The 22,660-nt window shown below is 73.4% G+C and carries 20 protein-coding genes and 1 pseudogene; 8 read left to right on the top strand and 13 right to left on the bottom strand.

From position 1 onward, the window contains the following. Positions 1 to 22: 22 nt before the first annotated feature. Both lpdA and ACQPYN_RS19515 read right to left on the bottom strand, forming a co-directional pair. Positions 23 to 1,399, bottom strand: a complete 1,377-nt coding sequence (gene lpdA, locus ACQPYN_RS19520; RefSeq protein WP_433026306.1) for a dihydrolipoyl dehydrogenase — start codon at positions 1,397 to 1,399, stop codon at positions 23 to 25. 116 nt (positions 1,400 to 1,515) lie between these two features. Next, a complete protein-coding gene (locus ACQPYN_RS19515; RefSeq protein ID WP_433026303.1) occupies positions 1,516 to 3,036 on the bottom strand; it encodes a leucyl aminopeptidase in 1,521 nt (506 codons plus the stop codon). Between the two features lie 73 nt (positions 3,037 to 3,109). On the opposite strand from ACQPYN_RS19515, the gene gcvT reads away from it, so the two are divergent. Together gcvT and ACQPYN_RS19505 are read left to right on the top strand one after the other, a co-directional pair. Next, a complete protein-coding gene (gene gcvT, locus ACQPYN_RS19510) occupies positions 3,110 to 4,237 on the top strand; it encodes a glycine cleavage system aminomethyltransferase GcvT (RefSeq protein WP_433026300.1) in 1,128 nt (375 codons plus the stop codon). A 10-nt stretch (positions 4,238 to 4,247) separates the two neighbouring features. Next, positions 4,248 to 4,736: a cupin domain-containing protein gene (locus ACQPYN_RS19505; RefSeq protein ID WP_433026297.1), complete on the top strand. Its 489-nt coding sequence runs from the start codon at positions 4,248 to 4,250 to the stop codon at positions 4,734 to 4,736. A gap of 49 nt (positions 4,737 to 4,785) precedes the next feature. Here ACQPYN_RS19505 and ACQPYN_RS19500 read toward each other — a convergent pair whose 3' ends face one another. Together ACQPYN_RS19500 and ACQPYN_RS19495 are read right to left on the bottom strand one after the other, a co-directional pair. Next, positions 4,786 to 5,376 (bottom strand): hypothetical protein, encoded by a 591-nt coding sequence (locus ACQPYN_RS19500; RefSeq protein ID WP_433026294.1) that lies wholly within the window; start codon positions 5,374 to 5,376, stop codon positions 4,786 to 4,788. Between the two features lie 44 nt (positions 5,377 to 5,420). Beyond that, on the bottom strand, positions 5,421 to 6,077 hold the full coding sequence (locus ACQPYN_RS19495) for a DUF2461 domain-containing protein (RefSeq protein WP_433026291.1): 657 nt from the start codon (positions 6,075 to 6,077) through the stop codon (positions 5,421 to 5,423). A 29-nt stretch (positions 6,078 to 6,106) separates the two neighbouring features. Between ACQPYN_RS19495 and ACQPYN_RS19490 the strand changes: the two genes are divergently transcribed. Next, positions 6,107 to 7,474, top strand: a complete 1,368-nt coding sequence (locus ACQPYN_RS19490) for a PLP-dependent cysteine synthase family protein (protein ID WP_433026288.1) — start codon at positions 6,107 to 6,109, stop codon at positions 7,472 to 7,474. A 9-nt stretch (positions 7,475 to 7,483) separates the two neighbouring features. Further along, complete coding sequence (locus tag ACQPYN_RS19485; RefSeq protein WP_433026285.1) at positions 7,484 to 8,584, top strand: branched-chain amino acid aminotransferase; 1,101 nt, start codon at positions 7,484 to 7,486, stop codon at positions 8,582 to 8,584. A 176-nt stretch (positions 8,585 to 8,760) separates the two neighbouring features. On the opposite strand, the gene ACQPYN_RS19480 is transcribed toward ACQPYN_RS19485, so the two are convergent. From ACQPYN_RS19480 to ACQPYN_RS19465, 4 genes are all read right to left on the bottom strand, one after another. Further along, a complete protein-coding gene (locus ACQPYN_RS19480) occupies positions 8,761 to 9,519 on the bottom strand; it encodes an adenosylcobinamide-GDP ribazoletransferase (protein ID WP_433026282.1) in 759 nt (252 codons plus the stop codon). A gap of 1 nt (position 9,520) precedes the next feature. Further along, positions 9,521 to 10,519: a nicotinate-nucleotide--dimethylbenzimidazole phosphoribosyltransferase gene (locus ACQPYN_RS19475; RefSeq protein ID WP_433026279.1), complete on the bottom strand. Its 999-nt coding sequence runs from the start codon at positions 10,517 to 10,519 to the stop codon at positions 9,521 to 9,523. A 70-nt stretch (positions 10,520 to 10,589) separates the two neighbouring features. Then, positions 10,590 to 11,111: a bifunctional adenosylcobinamide kinase/adenosylcobinamide-phosphate guanylyltransferase gene (gene cobU / locus ACQPYN_RS19470; protein ID WP_433038963.1), complete on the bottom strand. Its 522-nt coding sequence runs from the start codon at positions 11,109 to 11,111 to the stop codon at positions 10,590 to 10,592. 8 nt (positions 11,112 to 11,119) lie between these two features. Next, a complete protein-coding gene (locus tag ACQPYN_RS19465; protein WP_433026276.1) occupies positions 11,120 to 11,782 on the bottom strand; it encodes a DUF3043 domain-containing protein in 663 nt (220 codons plus the stop codon). 62 nt (positions 11,783 to 11,844) lie between these two features. Between ACQPYN_RS19465 and ACQPYN_RS19460 the strand changes: the two are divergent. Both ACQPYN_RS19460 and ACQPYN_RS19455 read left to right on the top strand, forming a co-directional pair. After that, positions 11,845 to 12,968, top strand: a pseudogene (locus ACQPYN_RS19460) (glycerate kinase family protein). A gap of 171 nt (positions 12,969 to 13,139) precedes the next feature. Then, positions 13,140 to 13,511, top strand: coding sequence for a HesB/IscA family protein (locus ACQPYN_RS19455; protein ID WP_274190223.1), 372 nt, complete (start codon positions 13,140 to 13,142; stop codon positions 13,509 to 13,511). 61 nt (positions 13,512 to 13,572) lie between these two features. Here ACQPYN_RS19455 and ACQPYN_RS19450 read toward each other — a convergent pair whose 3' ends face one another. Continuing rightward, complete coding sequence (locus ACQPYN_RS19450; protein WP_433026273.1) at positions 13,573 to 14,559, bottom strand: adenosine kinase; 987 nt, start codon at positions 14,557 to 14,559, stop codon at positions 13,573 to 13,575. Positions 14,560 to 14,653: 94 nt separating this feature from the next. Further along, entirely contained in the window at positions 14,654 to 16,561 is a 1,908-nt protein-coding gene (gene asnB, locus ACQPYN_RS19445; RefSeq protein ID WP_433026270.1) for an asparagine synthase (glutamine-hydrolyzing), read from the bottom strand. A 252-nt stretch (positions 16,562 to 16,813) separates the two neighbouring features. Between asnB and ctaC the strand changes: the two genes are divergently transcribed. Next, a complete protein-coding gene (gene ctaC / locus ACQPYN_RS19440; RefSeq protein WP_433026267.1) occupies positions 16,814 to 17,758 on the top strand; it encodes an aa3-type cytochrome oxidase subunit II in 945 nt (314 codons plus the stop codon). 34 nt (positions 17,759 to 17,792) lie between these two features. Then, complete coding sequence (locus ACQPYN_RS19435) at positions 17,793 to 18,191, top strand: cytochrome c oxidase subunit 4 (RefSeq protein ID WP_274190219.1); 399 nt, start codon at positions 17,793 to 17,795, stop codon at positions 18,189 to 18,191. 752 nt (positions 18,192 to 18,943) lie between these two features. Here the strand turns inward: ACQPYN_RS19435 and qcrB are convergent. Genes qcrB through qcrC form a run of 3 tightly spaced genes read right to left on the bottom strand, consistent with a single transcriptional unit; the run spans position 18,944 to position 22,598 of the window. Beyond that, on the bottom strand, positions 18,944 to 20,626 hold the full coding sequence (qcrB, locus tag ACQPYN_RS19430) for a cytochrome bc1 complex cytochrome b subunit (RefSeq protein ID WP_433026263.1): 1,683 nt from the start codon (positions 20,624 to 20,626) through the stop codon (positions 18,944 to 18,946). Then, positions 20,623 to 21,777, bottom strand: a complete 1,155-nt coding sequence (qcrA, locus tag ACQPYN_RS19425) for a cytochrome bc1 complex Rieske iron-sulfur subunit (RefSeq protein WP_433026260.1) — start codon at positions 21,775 to 21,777, stop codon at positions 20,623 to 20,625. Before qcrA ends, qcrB begins: the two co-directional genes overlap by 4 nt. Continuing rightward, positions 21,774 to 22,598: a cytochrome bc1 complex diheme cytochrome c subunit gene (gene qcrC / locus ACQPYN_RS19420; RefSeq protein ID WP_433026257.1), complete on the bottom strand. Its 825-nt coding sequence runs from the start codon at positions 22,596 to 22,598 to the stop codon at positions 21,774 to 21,776. The genes qcrA and qcrC overlap by 4 nt, the downstream gene beginning before the upstream one ends. Positions 22,599 to 22,660: the final 62 nt, after the last annotated feature.

Genomic DNA, 22,660 nt, shown 5'->3' with positions numbered 1-22,660 from the left:
GTGTGGTCAGCCGTAGCCGAGATCAGCCGTGACTGTGCAGGGGCTTGCCGGCGAGCGCGAGGTGCGCCTCCCCGAGGGCCTCGTTCTGCGTGGGGTGGGCGTGGATGAGGTTGGCCACGTCGGCGGGCAGCGCTTCCCAGTTGTAGATCAGCTGGGCCTCGCCGACCTGCTCGCCCATGCGCGTGCCGATCATGTGCACGCCGACCACGGGGGCGTCGTCGCCGGTGCCGCCCTTGACGAGCTTGACGGCGCCGGAGGTCTTGAGGATCTGCGACTTGCCGTTGCCTGCGAGGTCGTAGGTCAGGGTCTGCACCTCGCCGTAGACCTCCTTGGCCTGCGCCTCGGTGAGGCCGACCGAGGCGACCTCGGGCTCGCAGTAGGTGACCCGCGGGATGCCCGTCTCGTCGATCACCGGCGGGTGCAGGCCCGCGATCTCCTCGGCGACGAAGATGCCCTGCTGGAAGCCGCGGTGGGCCAGCTGGAGACCGGGGACGATGTCGCCGACGGCGTAGATGTTGGCGACGCCGGTGTGCAGGCGCTCGTTCGTCGGGACGAAGCCGCGGTCGAGCGTGACGCCGTTCTCCTCGTAGCCCAGGTCGGCGGTGTTCGGGCCGCGGCCGACGGCGACGAGCAGCAGGTCCGCCTCGATCTGCTCGCCGTTCTCCAGGCTGATCGTCACCGAGTCGGCGCTCTGCTCGACGCCGGTGAACTTGGTGCCGGTCTTGAAGGCGATCTTGCGCTTGCGGAACTGGCGCTCGAGCGACTTGGAGAGGAACTCGTCCTCGTTGGGCACGAGGTGCGGCAGGGCCTCGACGATCGTGACCTCGCTGCCGAAGCTCTTCCACACGCTGGCGAACTCGACGCCGATGACGCCGCCGCCGAGCACGACTACGCGCTCGGGCACGTAGTCGAGGTTGATGGCCTCGGTGGAGGTGAGCACCCGGCCGCCGAGCTCGAGGCCGGGCAGCGTCTTCGAGTACGAGCCGGAGGCCAGGACGATGTGACGGCCCTGGTAGCGCTGCCCGTCGACCTCGACGGTGTCCTGTCCGACGAGCTTGCCCGCGCCCTCGATCAGCGTGACCTTGTTGGCCTTCACCAGGCCCTGCAGGCCCTTGTAGAGACGGGCGACGACGTTGTCCTTGTAGGAGTTCACGCCGCTCATGTCGATGCCCGACAGCGAGCTCTTCACGCCGAACTGCTCGCCCTCGCGCGCCGAGTCGGCGACCTCGGCGGCGTGCAGGAGGGCCTTCGTCGGGATGCAGCCGCGGTGCAGACAGGTGCCGCCGACCTTGTCCTTCTCCACCAGCGCGACCGAGAGGCCCAGCTCCGCGGCCCGGAAGGCGCAGGCGTACCCCCCGGACCCGGCTCCGAGGATGATGACGTCGTACGTGTCGCTCACTGCTGCTACTCCCGCGTCGGCGTGTGGCGTGCGGTGGCCCCGGCCCGGCATCGTGGTGTCGGGGAGGCGTTGTCCGGGTTCATCCTTCCACCTCCGCGAAACCCCCGCGGCCGACCTCAGCCGTTGCGGGAGATGTCGTCGAGCACGGCGGCGATCGTGCGCACCGGGACGCCGGTGCCGCCCTTGGGCGTGTAGCCGTGCGGGCCGCCGGTGTTGAAGGCCGGGCCGGCGATGTCGAGGTGCACCCACGGCACGCCGTCGGCGACGAACTCCCGCAGGAAGATGCCGCCCACGAGCATCCCGCCGAAGCGGTGGTTGGTGACGTTGGCGAGGTCGGCGACCCGCGAGTCGAGGTCGCTGCGCAGCTCGTCGGGCAGCGGCATCGCCCAGCCGCCGTCGCCCGCCGCGACGGCGTGGGCGGCGACCCGGTCGCGGAACTCGTCGGTCCCCATGACCCCGGGCGTCCGCGAGCCGAGGGCGACGAGCTGGGCGCCGGTGAGCGTCGAGGTCTCGAGCAGGTAGTCGGGGGAGTCCTCGCAGGCGCGGGCGATGGCGTCGCCGAGGACGAGACGGCCCTCGGCGTCGGTGTTGAGCACCTCGACGGTGGTCCCGCCGTACATGGAGAGGACGTCGCCGGGGCGGTACGCGGTGCCCGAGGGCATGTTCTCGGCCATCGGCACGGTGGCGACGACCTCGACGTCGAGCCCGAGGTCGGCGGCGAGGCAGGTGGCGGCGACGACGCCGGCGGCCCCGGACATGTCCGAGGTCATGTGGTCCATGTTCGCCGCGGGCTTGATCGAGATGCCGCCGGTGTCGAACGTGATGCCCTTGCCGACGAGGGCGACCTTCTTGCGGGGATTCGCCGGGCTGTAGGTCAGGCGGACCAGCCGCGGCGGCCGCGACGACCCGCCGCCGACGCCCAGGACGCCGCCGTAGCCCTGCTCGGCGAGCGCGGACTCGTCGAGGATCTCCACCGACACCCCGGCGGCCTCGGCCAGGGAGCGCGCCCGCTGCGCGAACGCGTCGGGGTAGAGGTCGTTGGGCGGGGTGTTGACGAAGTCGCGGGCGTTCCGGACGGCGCGCACGACCGCCGCCGCCCGGGTGACGGCCGCCTCGTCCCCGTCGCCGACCAGGCCGACGCGCGTGAGCTCGGTCGGCGCCGTCTCGGGGGCCTTCTTGTAGTCGGTGAAGGCGTAGTCACCGAGCAGCGTGCCCTCGATCGCCGCCGCGAGGTCGAGCGCGGAGAGCGTGGTGACGACGTGGGCGGCGTGCCCGTGCAGGGTCCGCGACGCGGCGCCGGCCGCGCGCCGGACCTGCTCGGCGAGGTCGGGCGTCTCGCCCGCCCCACCCGTGTCGCCCGGCTCGGCCCCGAGCCCGACGGCGACCACGAGCGGCGCCCCGATCGCCCCGCGGGTGGGGACCCGGGTGACCTCCTCGGCCTTGCCCGTGCCGCCGAGCAGGGCGACCAGACCCGGCAGCTCGCCGGCGAGGTCGCCGAGGGCGGACGTCGGGCCGACCACGGCGGGGTCGCCGCCGTCGGTCCCGGGGCGCACGCCGACGACCACGGCGTCCACGCCGGCGAGCGCGTCGGCGCCCGGGTCGGCGCCGAGGAGATCGAGGTCGGGAGTGCTGCTCACGTGGGGTGTCCTCCTGCGCCGGGCGGTGTCGATCACATGCTAGGACCGGGGCGGCTCCCGTACCGTGCCGCGGGTGTCCGAGACCGTGCCCGATGAGACCATCCCTGGGCGCCGTAGCCCGCTGCACGACCACCACGTCGCCCTCGGGGCGTCGTTCGCGCCGTTCGGCGGGTGGGAGATGCCCGTCCAGTATTCGGGAACGGTGGCCGAGCACACCGCCACCCGCGAGGCCGTCGGCCTGTTCGACGTCAGCCACCTGGGCAAGGTCCGCATCAGCGGCCCCGGCGCCGCCGCGTTCGTCGACCGCTGCCTGACGAACGACCTGTCGCGGATCGTGCCGGGCAAGGCGCAGTACACGCTGTGCTGCGGCGAGAACGGCGGCGTGGTCGACGACCTGATCCTCTATCTCGTCGGCCCCGACGAGGTCTTCGCCGTCCCGAACGCCGCGAACTCCGCGGGCGTCGGACGGCGCCTCGCCGAGGTCGCCCCGTCCGGGATCACCGTCGCCGACGAGCACGACGACCACGTGGTGCTCGCGGTGCAGGGGCCCGCGTCGCCCGAGGTGCTCGCCGAGGTCGGGCTGCTGACCGACCCCGACCCGCTCGACTACATGGCCTTCGTCGACGCGGAGTGGGCCGGTCGCCCGGTGCGCGTCTGCCGCACGGGCTACACCGGCGAGCGGGGCTACGAGCTCATCGCGCCGTCGGACGGCGCCGGGGAGCTGTGGGACGCGCTGGCCGCCGTGGTGGCCGAGAAGGGCGGGCTGCCCGCCGGGCTCGGCGCCCGCGACACCCTGCGCACCGAGGCCGGCCTGCCGCTGCACGGCCAGGACCTCGGCCCCGACATCACGCCGCTGCAGGCGCGGTGCGGGTTCGCCGTCGGCTGGAAGAAGGACGAGTTCTGGGGCCGCGAGGCGTTGCTCGCCGAGCGCGAGGCGGGTCCGCGACGCCGCTCGTGGGGGCTGCGCGCCACCGGTCGCGGCGTGCCGCGCGGGCACATGGCCGTGGTGCAGGGCGACGTCCCCATCGGCGAGACCACGTCCGGGACGTTCTCGCCGACGCTCAAGACGGGGATCGCGCTCGCGCTGCTCGACACCGCGGCGGGCGTCGAGGAGGGCGAGACGCTGACCGTCGACGTCCGGGGCCGGTCGCTCGAGTGCGAGGTGGTCAGCCCGCCGTTCGTCCCGTCGCACGTGCGGTGAGGATGATCGGGTGAGCTTCCCGACCGAGATCCCGGAGTCCGCGCCGGGCGTCTACCGCTTCCGCGCCGAGGCCGAGCAGGCCGGCCCCGTCGTGTTCACCGCGCCGAGCGACGTCGTCGGCGGCGGCTTCGGCCTCTTCGAGGACGCCGCCGTTCCGGGCCGCTGGGGCGCGATCCCGCACTACCACCAGGGGTTCTCCGAGTCCTTCTGGGTGATCTCGGGCCGGCTCGCGGTGATGAGCGGGGAGAAGTGGCAGGTGCTCGAGCACGGCGACTTCGCCCACGTCCCGGTCAACGGGGTGCACGGGTTCCACGCGGTGGGCGACGAGATGGCCCGCTTCCTCATCCTCTTCGTGCCCGGAGCGCCGCGCGAGGAGTACTTCCGGGGCCTCGTCGAGCTGTTCGCCCGCGGCGCGAGCACGGAGGAGATCGACGCCTTCGCCCTGACGTGCGACCAGGTCAACCTCCGCGACTGGCGCCACGACCCGATCCCCACGTGAGCGAAGTTCCCGGCTATAGCCGGGAACTTCGCTCACGGGGCAGGGCGGCTCACCACCGGGACCCGTCGCGCACGCTGACGTGCACGTGGTCGAAGTGCCCGCCCGTGGCGTCCTCGGGGTCGTACACCCCGCCGCCGCCGTAGGGCCGGCCCCAGCCGTCGCCGGCGTCGGAGCTCCCGGCGGACCAGATGCGCCCCTGCCAGATGATGTACCGGACGCCGAGCTCCCCGGCGTCCTCGCGCAGCCAGTGCGCCACGGCCCACCCGGCGGCGAGGTCGTCGCCCTCCGCGACATCGCCGTACCGGCCGGGGAAGAAGTCGCAGGCGCGCCCCTCGGGGTGGTCGCTCGACGGGTTCCACGCGTGCTCCGACCAGCAGGTGACCGAGCGGATGGGGGCGTCCGCACCCGGCGCGCCGAACCGGGCGACGGCGGCGTCGTGCAGGCGCAGGGCGGTCGGCGTGAGGCAGCCCGAGGTGGTCGGGTCCTGCTCGATGCACGACTCCGCCGGCGGGTCCACGGTCTCCCACAGGTCGCGGGCGGTGAGTCCGTGCTCGGACGCGGTCCACCAGAGGAGGCCGCCGAGCAGCGCCAGCGCCAGGAGCGCGCTCGTCCCGAGGGCGGCACGCGTCGTCGTCCCCACGACGCGACGACGCTAGGCGGCGGCCCGCGTGGTGGGCGTGAGGGTCAGCGGCGGCGGCCCGGGCGGTCGGCGGCGTCGTCGAGGTCGACGCCGACGTGCTCGTCGAGCCAGCGTCCGAGCGGCTCGAGGCGTCGCCAGGTCTCGGCCACCCGCTCACGCACGGCGGGCGTGTGCAGCTCGTCGGACGGCGGCCACGAGCGCCGGACGAACAGGCTCTTGTGGCGCAGGAGCTCCAGGCGGGGGTGCTCGGGGTCGGCGCCGCGCGGGCGGGACTTCAGCTGCTCGCCGTCGACGGTGAACCCGTCGGTGCGCAGGTCCTCGACGATCTTCTCGAGCTCCGGCCCGTGGCGGTCGTCGTCGACCGCGGTGCGGAAGCGCGCGACCTGCGCGGACGTCATCCGGTAGTAGCCGACGGCCACCATGATCCCGTCGGCCGAGACCTGGACGTAGCGCCCGCCGACGGTCGCGCCGCACTGGACCTTGTACGGCGTCTTGTCGGCGGCGAAGCGCACGTCGCGGTAGGGGCGGAAGACCTTGCCCGGGCCGAACTCGGGCTCGAGGTCGGCGAGCATCGCGACCATCGGCGCCCGGACGTGGTCGTCGTAGAGCGCCTTGTTGTCGGTCCAGTAGGCCTTGGAGTTGTCGGCCTCCAGGCCCTCGTAGAAGTCGACGACCGCCTCGCCGAAGCCCGGGAACGTCACGGGCCCATCTTTGCGTGTACACACGGGGCGTGCCCGGGAGCGTCCACGAATCGGTGCTCGACGCCATCGGCGCCACCCCGCTGATCCGCCTGCGGCGGGTGACCGAGGGCCTGGCGCCGGCGATCTACATCAAGGCCGAGTGGCAGAACGCCGGCGGGAGCGTCAAGGACCGCGCGGCGCTGTGGATGATCCGGGCCGCCGAGCGCTCCGGGGCGCTGGGCCCGGGCGGGGTGATCGTCGAGGGCACCTCGGGCAACACCGGGATCGGCCTCGCGCTGGTCGGCGGGTTCCTCGGCTACCGCACGCTGATCGTCGTCCCCGACACCACCGCGGCCGAGAAGATCGCCGCGCTGCGCGCGTACGGCGCCGGGGTGGTGCTGACGCCGGGCGGGCTGCCCCGCGACGACCCGCGCCACGTCATCAACCTGGCGGCGCGGATCGCGCAGGAGACGCCCGGCGGGTGGCTCGCCGACCAGTACGGCAACCCCGCCAACCCCCGCGCCCACCACGACACCACCGCGCCCGAGATCTGGGAGCAGACCGGCGGTCGCGTGACCTGCTTCGTCGCGGGCGTCGGCACCGGCGGCACGCTGTCGGGCACCGGCGCGGCGCTCAAGGAGCGGGGCCCGGTGCGCGTCGTCGGCGTCGACCCCGTGACCTCGGCCTACGGTGGCGGGGACGGCAGCCCGTACTACGTCGAGGCGATCGGCCACTACCGCCACCCCGACACCGTCGACGACCCCTGGCCCGCCAACTGGGACCGGTCCGTGGCCGACGAGATCGTGCGCGTCGACGACCGCACGACGATGCGCACCGCCCGCCGCCTGGCCCGCGAGGAGGGCCTGCTGCTCGGCGGCTCCTCGGCGACGGCCGTGGCGGGGGCGCTGATCGCGGCCCGCGACCTGGGTCCCGACGACGTGGTCGTCGTGATCGCCCCCGACTCCGGGCGGGCGTACCTCTCGAAGTACTTCGACGACGGGTGGCTGCGACGTCTCGGCTTCCTCGACGAGCCCGACGCGGACGTCCCGGGGCCGCTGGTGGGCGACCTGCCGGTCGTCGCGGTGCCCGTCGTGCGCGCGTCCTGGACGGTGGCGCGGGCCCGGGCGGCGCTCGCGCAGACGCCCGGCCCCGCGCCCGTGACCCACGACCGGCCCGACGGCGCGGCGGCCCCGTCGGAGATCCTCGGCGCGGTGACCTCGGCGGATCTGGACGGGCTGCCCGACGGAGACCCGGTGCGCCACCACGTCCGCCCGGTGCCGCCGAGCCTCGGTGCGGGGGAGGGGGTCGAGGGCGCGCGCACCCGTCTGGACGGCGCCGCGGCGGCCTGGATGGTGCGCGACGGACGGGTCGCCGGCCTGGTGACGCGGGCGGCGCTCGGTCTTGCCCCGTCGGACTAGGCTGGAACCATGAGTACGGCCTTCGCCCACACCCCGCACCCCGCCCCGGCGACCGCGGAGCGTGTGACGGAGGTACTCGCCGCACCCGGGTTCGGGAAGTTCTTCACCGACCACATGGTGACGATCTCCTGGGACGCCGCGCGCGGGTGGCACGACGCGACCGTCGGGCCCTACCAGGCACTGTCGATGGACCCGGCCTCGGTCGTGCTCCACTACAGCCAGACGATCTTCGAGGGGCTCAAGGCCTACCGCTGGGCCGACGACACGATCCACGCGTTCCGGCCGACGGCGAACGCGGAGCGCATGGCCCGCTCGGCCGAGCGCCTGGCGATGCCCCCGCTGCCCGAGGACCTGTTCCTCGGCTCGCTGGAGGAGCTGCTCGCCGTCGACGAGCGCTGGGTGCCGGCCGCGGGCGGGGAGGACTCGCTCTACCTGCGGCCCTTCATGATCGGCTCTTCGTCGGGGCTCGGCGTGCGCCCGAGCGAGGAGTACCTCTACATGCTCATCGCCTCCCCGGCCGGCGCGTACTTCCCGCGCGGGCTGGCGCCGGTGACCGTGTGGCTGTCCACCGACTACGTCCGCGCCGTCCCCGGCGGCACCGGCGAGGCCAAGTGCGGCGGCAACTACGCGGCCTCGCTCGCCGCGCAGGCCCAGGCGTCGGCGCAGGGGTGCGACCAGGTGGTCTGGCTCGACGCCCTCGAGCACCGGTGGATCGAGGAGATGGGGGGCATGAACCTCTTCTTCGTGTTCACCGACCCCTCGGGCAACGCCGAGGTCGTCACCCCCGAGCTCTCCGGCTCGCTGCTGCCCGGCGTCACCCGCCGCTCGCTGCTCGAGCTCGCCGAGGAGGAGGGCGCGACGGTCAGCGAGCGCCGGATCTCCACCGACGAGATGGAGAAGGAGAACGCGGCCGGGCGCCTCACCGAGGTGTTCGCCTGCGGCACCGCCGCGGTGATCACCCCGGTCGGCACCGTGAAGTACGAGGGCGGCGAGTACGACATCGCCGACGGCAAGCCGGGCGCGATGACCCAGCGCCTGCGCGAGCGCCTCACCGCCATCCAGCGCGGCGCGGCCCCGGACACCCGGGGCTGGATGACGCGCCTGCGCTGACGCGCGCGTCCACCTGACGGAGCGAACGCCCTATCGGCGTGCTCAGCTGGACGTTCGCTGCTTCTAGGCGTGCGAACGGCGCGTTCGCTCCCGCCGGCGCCTCCTCGGCGCGACGACACCGGGCGATCAACGGGGACTTTGCGCGCATAGAAGCAGCGAACAGCGCGTTCGCTGCGTCAGGCGACGGCGAGCACCGCGAGGGCGACGGTGGCCGCGAGCTCGGCGCAGGCGCCGAACACGTCGCCCGACACGCCCCCGAGGCGCCGGCGGGCGTGGGCGGCCACGAGGACGACGACCACCGCCGCCAGCAGGGTCGCGATCACCACGCGGAGCCCCAGCACCGGGAACGCGGCGCCGGCGAGCACCACCGCCCACACCGGCGCCAGCCACGCCGGCTGGGTCCCGGCGACCAGGGCGCCGAGCCCGTCCGGGGACGCCGCGGGCACGCCCCGTCGCGCCACCCACGCGAACGCGGCGCGCCCCAACCCCAGGGCCAGCGCGCCGCCGACGACCGCGACCACCAGGCCCCGCTCCGCCAGCGCCCCGAACGCCGTGGCCTGGATCCCGAGCACCACGACCAGCCAGATCACCGCGAACGCGCCGGTGCCCGGGTCCCGCATCACCGCCAGCATGCGCTGCGCGTCGCCGTGGCTGCCGAGCCCGTCGGCGAGGTCGGCGAGGCCGTCGAGGTGCAGCCCGCGGGTCGCCGCCGCCCCGAGGCCGACGGCCACGAGCCCCGCGAGCAGCCCCGGCGCCCCGGCCGCGACCAGGCCCGCGGCGCAGGCGCCCAGCAGGGCCCCGAGCACCACGCCCACGACCGGGACGACGGCGAGCGCCACCGCGGCGGCGGGCCGGTCGATCCGCCGCGCGTGCAGGGGCACGACGGTGAACATCGCGACGGCCAGCGTCACCCCGCCGCGGAAGGGGCCGGGCACGTCAGCCGACGCACACCGCGGCGCGTACGAGCCCGACCGCGGCCAGCGCCCCGGTGCCCTGACCGGCGCGCATCGACAGGTCCAGCAGCGGCTCGAGGCCCAGGACGTCGAGGGCGAAGGCCTGCGCGGGCTCGGTGCACCGCGTGCCCGCCGTCCACCAGGCGCGCGCCCCGGGGACCTCGGTGTCGGCGAGCAGCGCGGCCACGGCCGTCGCCGCGCCGTCGAGCAGCACCGGGGTCCGGCGACGGGCGGCCTGGGCGAGGAACCCGACGAGCGCCGCCAGGTCCGCGCCGCCGGCGACCCGCAGCAGGCCCTGGGGATCGCGGCCCACGGAGCGGGCGCGCCGCAGCCCGTCGCGGACCGCCGCGGCCTTGACCATCCACGCACGGTCGTCGATCCCGCTGCCGCGCCCGACGACGGCCACGGGCTCGCGCCCGGTCATCGCGGCCGCGAGCACGGCGACGGGCGTGCTGACGCCGACGGCCAGCTCGCCGGCGACCAGCAGGTCGGCGCCCTCGTCGACCTCCTCGTCGGCCACCTCGCGCCCGGCGCGCAGCGCCGCCGCCGCCTGGTCGGCGGTGAGCACGTCCTCGACGTCGAGGCGTCCGCCGCCGCGCACCACGGCGCGGTCGTCGCGCGCGTCGCCGGGCACCGGCGTGGCCAGCCCGACGTCGACGACCCGCAGCCCGGCACCCGCGGTCTCGGCGAACCGGGCGACCGCGGCCGAGCCGTCGCGCGCGGCCGCCACCCGCGCCACGGTCTCCCCGGGCGCGTGGGCGGAGACGCCCGCGGCGGCGATCCCGTGGTCGGCGGCGAACAGCACCGCCCGCACCCGCCGCGGCGCACGGGCCGGCGCCCGCCCCTGGCAGGCGGCGAGCCAGGCGGCGAGCTCCTCGAGGCGCCCGTAGCTCCCGTCGGGCAGCGCCGCGCGGGCCTCCTCGCGGGCGGTCTCGTCGGGGGGTGCGACACCCGCCGGGGCCGAGCTGGCGACCGGGTGCACGCGGTTCCTCCTGGCACGACGATTCGGGACGAGGTTCGGGGGCAAGCGATCCCGGCGCGACGGTAGCCGGTCAGCGCAGACGCAGGGGCACCCCGGCCACGAGCAGCCAGACCTCGTCGCACACCGCCGCGAGCGCCTGGTTCACCGCGCCCAGCTCGTCGCGGAAACGGCGGCCGGCGCTCGTCGAGGGCACGACGCCCAGCCCGACCTCGGCCGACACGAGCACCAGCGTCCCGGCGAACCGTTCGACGGCCGCCGTCAGCGATGCGCGCGCCGCGTCGACCGCCGGGGCGTCGCGCACCCAGCCGGCATCGTCGAGCAATCCCGTCACCCAGGTGGCGAGGTCGTCGACGAGCACCGGGTCACCGGGGTGCGCGTCGAGCACCGCCGGGAGGTCGCCGTCCTCCACCGTCCGCCAGCCGGCGGGGCGGCGGGCGCGGTGCACGGCGACGCGGTCGGCCCACTCCGGGTCGGCGTCCGGGTCGACGCCGCGGGCGGTGGCGACATAGAGCACCGGCGCGTCGGCGTCGAGCATCCCCTCGGCGTACGCGGACTTGCCCGAGCGCGTCCCGCCGAGGACCAGGGTGCGCAGGACCGCGCTCAGGCGATCGCGGTGCCGCGGGCCACCCGGGGCGCGGGCATCCGCAGGCGGCGCAGCTGGGTGGCGCGGGTGAACGCGTACCAACCGTAGGACAGGCCGCCGATCTGCTCGTCCGGGAACTTCGCCCGCACCCGCGTCACGACGTAGCGGCCGAGCATCACGCCCTCGAGCGCCATCATCACGAGCATGACCAGGCAGATCAGGCTGCCCGCGGTCTGCACCTGCGGGATCGGGACGATCACCGTCACGAAGATGACGACGGCCAGCGGCATGAAGAGGCCCATGAGGTTGCGCCGGGCGTCGACGAGGTCGCGCGCGTAGGCGCGGGCGGGCCCGCGGTCGCGGGGCAGCAGCACCGAGTCGTCGCCGGCCATCATGCGCTTGCGGCGGTCGGCGGAGGCCTTGCGGCGGTCGTCCTTGGTGCCGCGCAGCGCCCGCGCGCGCTTCATGGCCTCGCGCTGGGTCTTGGGGGCCGGCGCCACCGGTCCGCGCCGCTTGCCCTGCGCGTCGCGACGGGCGGGCGTCGGGCGTCCCTTCCCGGTGGTCTGGCGTGCCCCGCGCTCGCCGACGACGACCGTCTCGCGGTCGTCGGCCTCGGCGGTCGTGGCGTCGTCGGGCTCGGAGCCCGATCCGGTCGAGGTGCCACGGCGCAAGAAGTTCACGTCCCCAGAATAGGGCACCCGGACGGGCCTCCCCAGACCGCGAGACCCCTACGGTGCGCCGTATGCGTGTGCTGCTCGCTCCCGACTCCTTCGGCGGCAGTCTGACCGCCGCCGAGGCGGCCACGGCGATGGCCGAGGGCTGGGCCCGGAGCGAGCCGAAGGACACCGCCGTCCTGCTCCCGCTCGCCGACGGCGGCACCGGGTTCGTCGAGGTCCTGCACACCGCGCGCGGCGGCACCCACCACGAGGTGGAGGTCACCGGCCCCCTCGGGACGCCGACGACGGCGACATGGCTCGAGCTGGACGGGACGGCGTACCTCGAGTCGGCGTCGGCCTGCGGGCTGCACCTGGTCGACGAGCGCACGCCCCGCACCGCGGCGTCGGCGACGAGCCGGGGTGTCGGCGAGCTCATGACGGCAGCCGCCGGGCACAGGCCGTCCGCGATCGTCGTCGGGCTCGGCGGTTCCGCCTGCACGGACGGCGGGGCCGGGATGCTCGCCGCGCTCGGCGCCGTGGCCCGTGACGCCGACGGGGACGCCCTGCCCGACGGCGGCGGGGCCTCGCGCGGGCCGCCCGCCTCGACGGGCTCGCGGACGTGCGCGCGCGGTTCGAGGGCGTCGACCTCGTCGTGGCCGCCGACGTCGACCACGTGCTGACCGGCCCGGAGGGCGCCGCGGCGGTGTTCGGCCCCCAGAAGGGGGCCGACGAGGAGACCGTGGCCGTCCTCGACGCGGCGCTGACGACGTGGGCGGCGGTGCTGGGTGACGGACTCGCCGACCGGCCCGGGGCCGGTGCCGCCGGTGGGCTGGGCGTGGCGCTCGCGGCGCTCGGGGCGCGCAGGGTCGCCGGCGGGGAGCTGGTCCGCGAGGTCGCGGGCCTCGACGAGGCCCTCGCCCGCGCCGACCTCGTGGTCACCGGCGAGGGACGCCTCGACGCCCAGTCGCTGCACGGCAAGCTCGTCTCGGTGGTGGCCGCGCGAGCCCGTGAGCAGGGCGTTCCCTGCATCGCGCTGGCCGGCCAGGTGGACATGAGCACGGGGGAGGCCCTGGAGGCCGGGCTCGAGGGCGTCTACTCGGTGGCCGCGGACGCGGGCTCCGTCGAGGCCGCCCTCGCCGAGCCCGCCGCGCGGCTGGCCGATCTCGCCGAGGGCGTCGCCAAGCGATGGGGGGCGCGTCCTCCCGGGTAGCCGGGGGTGAGCGCGCGCACGCATGAGCACACGCCCGACGTGTGCGACGATGGAGACCGGCCGCGGGGCCTTCGAGATCATGTGGCGCCCCGAAGGAACACACGGCACCGCGACCGGGTTGTGCGCAGCGGGTAGTGCACAGCGTCCGTCCCGGGAGCTCAAGGGAGAACCATGACCGTCGAGAACCCGACCGCGCCGTCCGCGGTCACCGAGGCCGCGCACGGTGTCGAGCTGACCGACTCGGCCGCCGGCAAGGCGAAGGCCCTGCTCGACCAGGAGGGCCGCAACGACATGTCGCTGCGCATCGCCGTCCAGCCGGGCGGGTGCGCGGGTCTCAAGTACCAGCTCTTCTTCGACGACCGCAGCCTCGACGGCGACCTCAACGTCGACTTCAACGGGCTCACCGTCTCCGTCGACCGCATGAGCGCGCCGTACCTGCAGGGTGCGGTCATCGACTTCGTCGACACCATCGAGAAGCAGGGGTTCACGATCGACAACCCCAACGCCGGCGGGTCCTGCGCCTGCGGCGACAGCTTCAACTGATCCGACACCACAGCGGCCCCGGACCTCGCTCGAGGTCCGGGGCCGCCGTGTGTCCGGGGCCCTACAGGCCGGGGACCTCCGCGGCGACCTTCTGCCGCAGGTCCTCCGGCGGCTGCGCCCCCATCTGCGCGACGACGTGCGACGCGGCGACCGAGCCGATCCGGCCGGCCGTCCCGACGTCGAGCCCACGGGTCCAGCCGTAGAGGAAGCCGCCCGCGTAGGCGTCGCCCGCGCCGGTGGTGTCGACGAGCTCGTCGGCCGGGCGCGCCTCCACCTCCTGGCGGGAGCCGCCGACGCCGTAGATCGTCGAGCCCTTCGGGCCGTGCGTGACGACGACGACCTCGCAGTTGCCGCCCTTGTCGCGCAGCAGGCCCTCGATCGGGTCGTCCCCGACGAGCGCCGCGACCTCGTCCTCGTCGGCGATGAGGATCTCGACGTTCTCGCGGCACAGCTCGCGGAAGTACTCGCGGTGACGGTCGACACAGCCGGCGTCCGACAGCGTCAGGCCGACCTTCGCGTCGCTCTTCGCCGCGGCGTCGACGATCTTGCCGATCGTCCGGCGCGCGTGCTCGGTGTCGGCGAGGTAGCCCTCGATGAGGCTGACCGTGCTGCCGGCGACGTCGTCCTGCTCGATGTCGTCGGGCCCCAGCGCCGTGCAGGCACCGAGGAACGTCGACATCGTGCGCTCGCCGTCGGGCGTCACCATGATCAGGCACCGCGCGGTGGCCGGGCTCCCGGACAGCGCCGGCGTCGTGAACGCGACCCCGTGCGAGCGGATCGAGTCGGTGAACGAGCCGCCGAGGCGGTCGTCCGACACCTTGCCCACGTAGCCCGTGTCCGCGCCCAGGGCGGCGGCGATGGCGATGGTGTTCGCGACGCTGCCCCCGGAGCGCTCGGTGGTGTCGCTCGCCTCGGCGTACAGCTTCTCGGCCTGGGCCTCGTCGATGAGCGTCATCCCGCCCTTGGGCAGGTCGTGCCCGCGGATGGTGTCGTCGTCGCTGCGGAACAACACGTCGACGATCGCGTTGCCGATTCCCAGTACGTCCATGGATGCCTCTCGCTGGCGGTACGTCCTTCGGACCAACGTTCGACCCTAGGTGAAAGCCGCCATCAGAGGGACCGCACCGTTACGTCCGGCACGTTCACGCATACACCGGGTAGTTCGGCTCCGGGATCGCGGGGCGGATGCGCTCCTCGACGAAGATGCCGTGCCAGAGCATGAACACCAGGATCGTCCAGATCCGCCGCGAGTGGTCGACGGGGCCGGCCCGGTGGTCGTCGATGAGACGCAGGACCGCGGCCTTGTCGAGGATCGCGTCGGTCTGGGAGTCGCGGACGATCTCCCGGGCCCACTCGAGCATGTCGTGGGCGAGCCAGTGGCGGATCGGCACCGGGAAGCCGAGCTTGCGCCGGTTCAGCACGTGCGGCGGCACGATGCCCTCGATCGCCCGGCGCAGCGCGTACTTCGTGGTGCCGTGGGCGACCTTCTGGTCGGTCGGCAGGTGCGACGCGACCTCGAAGACCTCCTTGTCGAGGAACGGCACGCGCAGCTCGAGGGAGTTGGCCATCGTCATCTTGTCGGCCTTGACGAGGATGTCGCCGCGCAGCCACGTGAAGAGGTCGACGTGCTGCATCCGCGCCACCGGGTCCCAGGAGCCCGAGTCGGCGTAGAGCGGCGCGGTGATGTCGACGTGCGAGAGCTCGGGGTCGTGCCCGCGCAGGACCGCGGCGAGCTGGTCGTTGCGGAAGATGCGGGCGTTGCCGTAGTAGCGCTCCTCGAGGGGGAGCGCCCCGCGGCGCAGGAGGTCCTTGCCGCGCATGCCGTCGGGCAGCTTCGCCGACAGCGACCCGGCGAGCTTGCGCACCGCCCCGGGCAGCTTCTCGAACGGCGCGAGCGAGAGCGGCTCCTTGTAGATCGTGTAGCCGCCGAACAGCTCGTCGGCGCCCTCCCCGGAGAGGACGACCTTGACGTGCTTGCGGGCCTCGCGCGCCACGAACCACAGGGGCACCAGCGCGGGGTCGGCCACCGGGTCGTCGAGGTACCAGACGATGAGCGGCAGCGCGTCCATCATCTCCTGGGCGGTGACGGTGCGGACGACGTGCCGCACGCCGATCGCCTCGGCCGACTCGCGAGCGACGTCGACCTCGGAGTAGCCCTCGCGCTCGAAGCCCGTGGTGAAGGTGATGAGGTCCGGGTTGTGCTCCTTGGCGAGCGCGGCGATGACCGTCGAGTCGATGCCCCCGGAGAGGAACGCGCCCACGGTGACGTCGGCACGCATGTGCTTGGCCACCGAGTCGCGCAGGACCTCGGTGATCTCGGCGTGCACGCGGGCCTCGTCGTCGACCGGCTTCTCGTCGAAGGTCGGGACGAAGTAGCGCTCCGTCGACATCGGCTCGCCGGGGGAGACGGTGAAGCATGTCCCCGACTCGACGCGGCGGATCGAGCGGTGCAGCGAGAGCGGCTCCGGCACGTACTGCAGCTGCAGGTAGTGCTGCAGCGCGGTCGGGTCGGGCGCGGTGGTCGGCTCGCCGAGGCTCTTCGCGAGCTCGAGCAGGCTCTTCTTCTCGCTGGCGAACGCCACGCCGTGCGGGCCGGCGGAGACGTAGAGGGGCTTGATGCCGAACGGGTCGCGGGCGCCGAAGAGCACGCGCTCGTGGGTGTCCCAGATGAGGAACGCGAACATGCCGCGCAGGCGGCGGACCGCGTCGGGGCCCCAGACGTCGTAGGCCGCGACGATGGCCTCGGTGTCCCCGTCGGTGACGAACCGGGCGCCGTGGTCGCGCGCGAGCTCCTCGCGCAGCTCGAGGTAGTTGTAGATCTCGCCGTTGAAGACGATGCGGTAGCGATCGCTCGCGTACGTCAGCGGCTGGTGCGAGTTCTCGACGTCGATGATCGAGAGCCGGTTGAACCCCAGCGCCACGTCGTCGTCGTGCCACACGCCGGACTCGTCCGGCCCGCGGTGGCGCATGCACTCGAGGCTCGCCCGCACCGCGTCGGCGCGCGCCGCGCCCTCACCGCCGGGCGTGATCAATCCCATCAGGCCGCACACGCGTCCGCTGACACCTCCGGTTCCGGGGCCACCGCCGCCGCCCCGGCGGGGCGGGATGCGCTCAGTATGACGACCCGGGTGCGCCGCTCCGTGACACCCCGCGCGCCCCTCCGACAGCGCGTAGTGGCTCGCTCGGATAGTCTCCGCTCCGACGTCGGGGCCCGGGTCGCCGGGCCGCTCGCCGCACCGTCCGGAGCCGTCCTCGGCCCCTGGTCGGAGGGCGTGCACCGTGCGAGGAGGAAGGCAGCAGCAGTGCGCCGAGATGGGACGCCGCCCCGGGCCCGCACCGGGCGCGCACGCCGGGTCCTGGGTCTGACTGCGGCCGCCGTCGTCGTGGCGGTGACCACCTCCGGGTGCTCGGTGGAGGAGGTCCTCCGCTTCGGCTGGCCGGTCGGCGTCACGCCCGAGGCCGCGGACATGCGCACGCTGTGGACCTGGTCCGCGGTCGCCGCCCTGATCGTCGGCGCGCTGGTGTGGGGCGCCACGGCCTGGACCGTCGCGTTCCACCGCCGCAAGGCCGGCGCCTCGGACCTGCCGCGCCAGTTCCAGTACAACCTGCCGCTCGAGCTCGTGCTCACGGTCGTGCCGCTGGTGATCGTCGCGGTGCTCTTCTACTTCACGGTCGTCGTGCAGAACGTCGTCGACCGCGAAGCGGAGGGCAACGAACTGCAGGTGACGATCACCGGGTTCCAGTGGAACTGGGAGTTCGGCTACCCGCAGACCATCGCGCCCAACGGGCTCCCGGCCTCCGTCGTCGGCACCACGAGCTCCGTGCCGATCCTGGTGCTGCCCACCGACCGGCCGATCGCGTTCACCCAGGAGTCGAAGGACGTCATCCACTCCTTCTGGGTGCCGGAGTTCCTCTTCAAGCGCGACGTCATGCCGTACCCGGAGGAGAACGACCAGAAGAACACCTGGGTGATCGACCGGATCGAGCGTCCCGGTGCCTTCGTCGGCCGCTGCGCGGAGTTCTGCGGCGCCTACCACTCGATGATGAACTTCGAGGTCCGGGCGCTGCCGCCGGCCCTGTTCGAGCAGTTCCTCCAGATCCGCCAGCGGATCGATCCGCAGACGGGCCAGGGCTTCACCACCAACGCCGCCCTCGCGGCGATGAACTGCGGCGAGCTCTGCAACCCCGAGTCGATCACCACGCAGCCCGCCAACCCGGACCCGACCGCCCGGCAGGCGTTCAAGTGACCGCCCGCCCCACCCTGTCGAGAGCGAGGACCCGGTGAAGGTCGAATCCCGCATCTTCGAGATCCTCACGGTCTTCTGCTTCGTCTGCGCGATCGTGTACGGCATCCTCTCGGGCGAGGAGGTCGGCATCGTCGCCCTGACGCTGACCGGCGGCCTGACCCTCATCGTCGGCACGTACTTCCGCTTCGTCGCCCGGCGGCTCGAGGAGCGTCCCGAGGACAACCCCGAGGCCGAGGTGTCCGACGGCGCAGGCGACCTGGGCTTCTTCAGCCCCGGGAGCTACTGGCCCATCGCGGTCGCGGGCGGGACGGCCCTCACGGGCTTCGGCATCGCCCTGTGGCAGTGGTGGCTCATCGTCCTCGCCGGCGTCGCGCTCATCATCGCCATCTGCGGCCTCGTCTTCGAGTACCACGCGGGTCCGTCGGCGCACTAGTCGCTTTCGCAGGCCCTCACAGCCCCGCTCCGCCCGTCGGAGCGGGGCTGTGGTGTGTCTTGGTCGTTGCAGCGAACGCGCTGTTCGCTGCTTCTATGCGCGCGAACGGCGCGTTCGTGCTAGGGGGGACGGGGCGCGCGTCCGCAGGTGCCGAGAGGTTCGCGCGAACCGTGTCCTCAGGAAACGGTCCGACGGCACGGTGGCGCGCCCTGTCCGAGCTCGCCAGCCGGGCAGTCGATCCCGAACCGCCCCGGGCCCACGCCGCCGGGGGCTGGGAGGTTGGCCGACGAGGTCGTGCCGCTCCGGGGCGACGCTGCCGTCGAGGCGCGTCTGGTCGGGAGATCACCAGGTCGAAAGGCACCGGCACTGACGCCCGGACGGTGCGTTTCCGCCTGCTGATCGAGGCCCGGGCCCGGCGGGTTGCCGCGGCGACGGTGGAGCGGCCCGAGGGTCGCGTCTCTGACCCCTGCGGACCCCGTGGGCACCCTGTGCCCCTTCCCAGGAGCGAGCTGAGCGGGCGTCAGATGCCCTGTGAGGCGGGCTCGGTCCCCCGGTGGGGTCCCCGGAGCCGCTCACGCGCCCCCAGCGCCGTCCTCGGCCTGTCGCTCGCGCGACGCTGTGGCGATCCTGGCGTCCAGTGCCAGCGTGGACGCAGGGCTTGCACCAGCGGTGCACTGAGGAGGGCCAGTAACGACAACGGGCCGGCAGCGTCGATGACGCTCCCGGCCCGTGTCGTGCGGACGTGCTCCGACCTACTCCTGGATGTCGCGCGGGCGCCCGGCGTCCGGGCGGCCGGCGAGCTCGCGCTGCTCGCCGGGCTCGACCTGCATCGGGTCGCCGCCACCGTGACCGCCGGTGAGGGCTTCCTGCTCGTCGGCCGGGTCCGGACGGAACCAGCCGCCCTTGAGGGGCTGGCCCGCGGAGCCGAGGTCGTTCATGCGCTTCGGCACCTTGGCGCCCTGGTAGGCGAGCGGGACGGCGTGGCCGTGCTCGTCGACGCCACCCAGCGGCTGGTGCACCTCGATGAACTCACCGTGCGGCAGGCGCTTGATGTGCCCGGTCTCGATGCCGTGCTCGAGCACCTCGCGGTCGCTGCGCTGGAGGCCCAGGCAGATGCGGTAGGTCGCGAAGTAGACGAGCGGCGGGAGCACGAGCAGCCCGATGCGCCCGATCCACGTCATCACGTTCAGGGAGATGTCGAACGTGTAGCCGATGATGTCGTTGCCGCACGCCACGACCAGCCAGAAGTAGAAGGCCATGGCCATCATCCCGGTGGCCGTCCGCACGGGAACGTCACGCGGGCGCTGGAGCAGGTTGTGGTGGGCGTCGTCGCCGGTCAGCTTGCGCTCGATCATCGGGTAGAGCGCGAGCAGCGTGGTGAGGATGCCCATGCCGATCACGGCCGGGAAGAAGATCGCTGGGATCGTGTACCGGCCGAACAGGTACATCTCCCACGACGGCCACAGCCGGACGGCGCCGTCGAACACGGCCATGTACCAGTCGGGCTGCGAGCCCGCGGAGACCTTGGCCGGGTTGTACGGGCCGAGGTTCCAGATCGGGTTGATCTGGAACAGGCCGCCCATCGCCGCCATGAGGCCCACCGAGACGACGGTGAAGCCGCCGGCCTTGGTGGCGAACGTCGGCAGGATGCGGACGCCGACGACGTTGCGCTCGGTGCGGCCGGGGCCGGGGAACTGGGTGTGCTTCTGGAACCACACCAGCGCCACGTGCACCGCGATGACCGCGGTGATGATCCCGGGCAGCAGGAAGACGTGGACGATGTACAGGCGCGGGATGATGATGTCGCCCGGGTACTCGCCGCCGAAGATGGCGAACTGCAGCCAGGTGCCGATCACGGGGATCGACATGACGATCGCCGAGACGCCCGTGCGGATGCCGGTGCCGGAGAGCAGGTCGTCGGGCAGCGAGTAGCCGATGAAGCCCTCGATCATGCCCGTGAGCAGCAGGACGACGCCGAGGGCCCAGTTGGTCTCGCGGGGGCGGCGGAACGCTCCGGTGAAGAACGTCCGCATCATGTGCGCGATCATCGCCGCGACGTAGAGCAGCGCGGCCCAGTGGTGGACCTGGCGGATGAACAGGCCGCCGCGGACCTCGAACGAGATGTCCAGCGTCGACTCGTACGCCCGGCTCATGGAGACGCCCTGCAGCGGCTGGAAGACGCCGTTGTAGGTCACCTCGGTCATCGACGGGTCGTAGAAGACCGCCAGCCAGGTGCCCGAGATCAGCAGCACGATGAAGGCGTACATGTTGATCTCGCCCAGCATGAACGACCAGTGCGTGGGGAAGACCTTGTTGATCTGACGACGCAGCGGCCCGGCGGGGTGGAACCGGCTGTCCGCCTCGTCAGCGGCGGTGCCGACGAGCTTCATCGCCGTGCCGCCGCCCTTGCGGGTGGGTGTGGTGATCGCACTCATGAGCTTCGCTCCCAGAACGCCGGACCCACCGGTTCGATGAAGTCGCTGCGCGCGTACAGATACCCCTGATCGTCCACCGCGATCGGCAGTTGCGCCAGTGGACGGGTCGCCGGGCCGAAGACGGGCTTGGCGTACTCGTTCGCCTGGAACTGCGACTGGTGACAGGGACAGAGGATGCGGTTGGTCTGGTCCTCGTACAGCGACGTGGGGCAGCCCATGTGGCTGCAGATCTTGGAGTAGGCGAACAGCGCCCCGTAGTTGAAGTCCTCCTGGCCGGCCCGCTTGATCACGGTGACGTCGGGCCGCAGGTGGATGAGCATCACGGGCGAGTCGGCGGAATGGAGCACCTCGGCGAGCTCCTCCGGGTTCTCGCGCTCGGACTCCTTGAACGGGTAGACCGTCTCGATGGCGCCCGGGGCGAGGTCGCCGGGCCGCACGAGCACGACCTGCTCGGACTCGCCGGTGTCCCGTCGCAGGTAGACGCGCTCGCCGTCCTCGGAGTGCCACCCCGTGATGAGCAGGGGCGAGTTGGGCCCCTCCTTCCACGGGTTCTTGACGAGCCCGCCGAACGCGGCGACCAGCACACCGAGGCCGAGCACGCCGCCGGCGGCCCCGATCGACCGGTAGACGAGCTTGCGGCGCGTGATGCCGCTCTGCTGACCCGTCTGGACGAGGCGGGCGGCCGCGGTACGGCGGTCGATCTCGGAGGACCGGCCGTCGTGACGCTGCTGGATCGTCAGGTCCTCGGGCAGGAGCTTCTTCGAGTAGGCGATCACGCCCATGCCGACCGCGAACACCGAGAGGCCGAAGAGGAACCCGATGACCGGCGTGTAGAGGGCGTAGAGCACACCGCCCTCCTCGCCGGGCCCCCGGTACTCCCAGGGCCAGGCGATGAACGCCACGAGGAAGGCGACGCCCGCCAGGGCGGCGATGATGAACCAGCCCGCGACCTGGCGCTCGGCCCGCCGCTCGGCGCGGGTGCCGGGCACGGGGAACCGCTCACGGTTCGAGACGACCTCGAGGTCGTCGATCTGGTTGCCCAGACGGACGAGGTCCTCGGTGCTCATCCGGGCGAGCTCGTCGTCCGACGGGATGCGCGGGCCGTCGTGGGACTGCGTGGGCGCGTCAGCGCTCTGATCGGGGCGGGTCACTGGCGGGATCCGATCCACAGAGAGATACCGATGAGGGCGGCGAGACCGACGAAGAACGCCACGACGCCCTCCGGCACGGGGCCGAAGCCTCCGAGCCCGACGCCGCCGGGGTCCTTCGCGGGGTTCTCGGCGCCCACCGACTTGATGTAGCCGATGATGTCGCGCTTCTCCTCGGGGGAGAGCTGCGTGTCGGCGAAGGTGGGCATGTTCGCCGGACCCGAGAGCATCGCCGCGTAGATCTGCGACTCGCTCGCCGGGTCGAGGTTCGGCGCGAACTTGCCCTGGGACAGCGCGCCGCCGCGGCCGGTGAAGTTGTGGCACGAGGCGCAGTTGAGGCGGAACAGCTCGCCGCCGCGACCGAGGTCCCGGCCACGCAGTGCCTCGCCGCTCTCCTCGGGCGTCACCGGACCGCCGCCGTTGGCCTGGATGAACGCCCCGAGGGCGTCGACCTGGGCCTCGTCGAAGCGCGGGGGCTTGCGCTCGGCGACCGCACCCTGGGCCGCGAGCGGCATCCGGCCGGTGGAGACCTGGTAGTAGACCGAGGCCTCGCCGACGCCGATGAGGCTGGGGCCGCGGCCCTCCACACCCTGCAGGTTCGTGCCGTGGCACGTGATGCAGGAGTTGTCGTAGATCTGCTGGCCCTCGCGCACGATCGCGGGGTCCGCCGCGAGTGCCTGGTCGGGCTCCGGGGTGAACACCGTGTAGAGGCCGCCGACGGCGACCAGCGCGACGCCCAGGGCGAGCATCCCGGACAGGCGCCGGCGCATCTTCGTCCCGCGACGTGCCCGGGTGGGGGCGGGTCGCGGCTTCTCGTCACTCATCGGGTGCCCAACCTCGAGCTCTCCTCGGTGGTGGTGCGGTTGGTCCTGCGGGCCTTGCGGGG

The sequence above is a fragment of the Actinomycetospora sp. CA-053990 genome, assembly GCF_050948445.1.
GTDB classification, from domain to species: domain Bacteria; phylum Actinomycetota; class Actinomycetes; order Mycobacteriales; family Pseudonocardiaceae; genus Actinomycetospora; species Actinomycetospora callitridis.
This window is presented reverse-complemented; position numbering and strand designations above follow the sequence as displayed.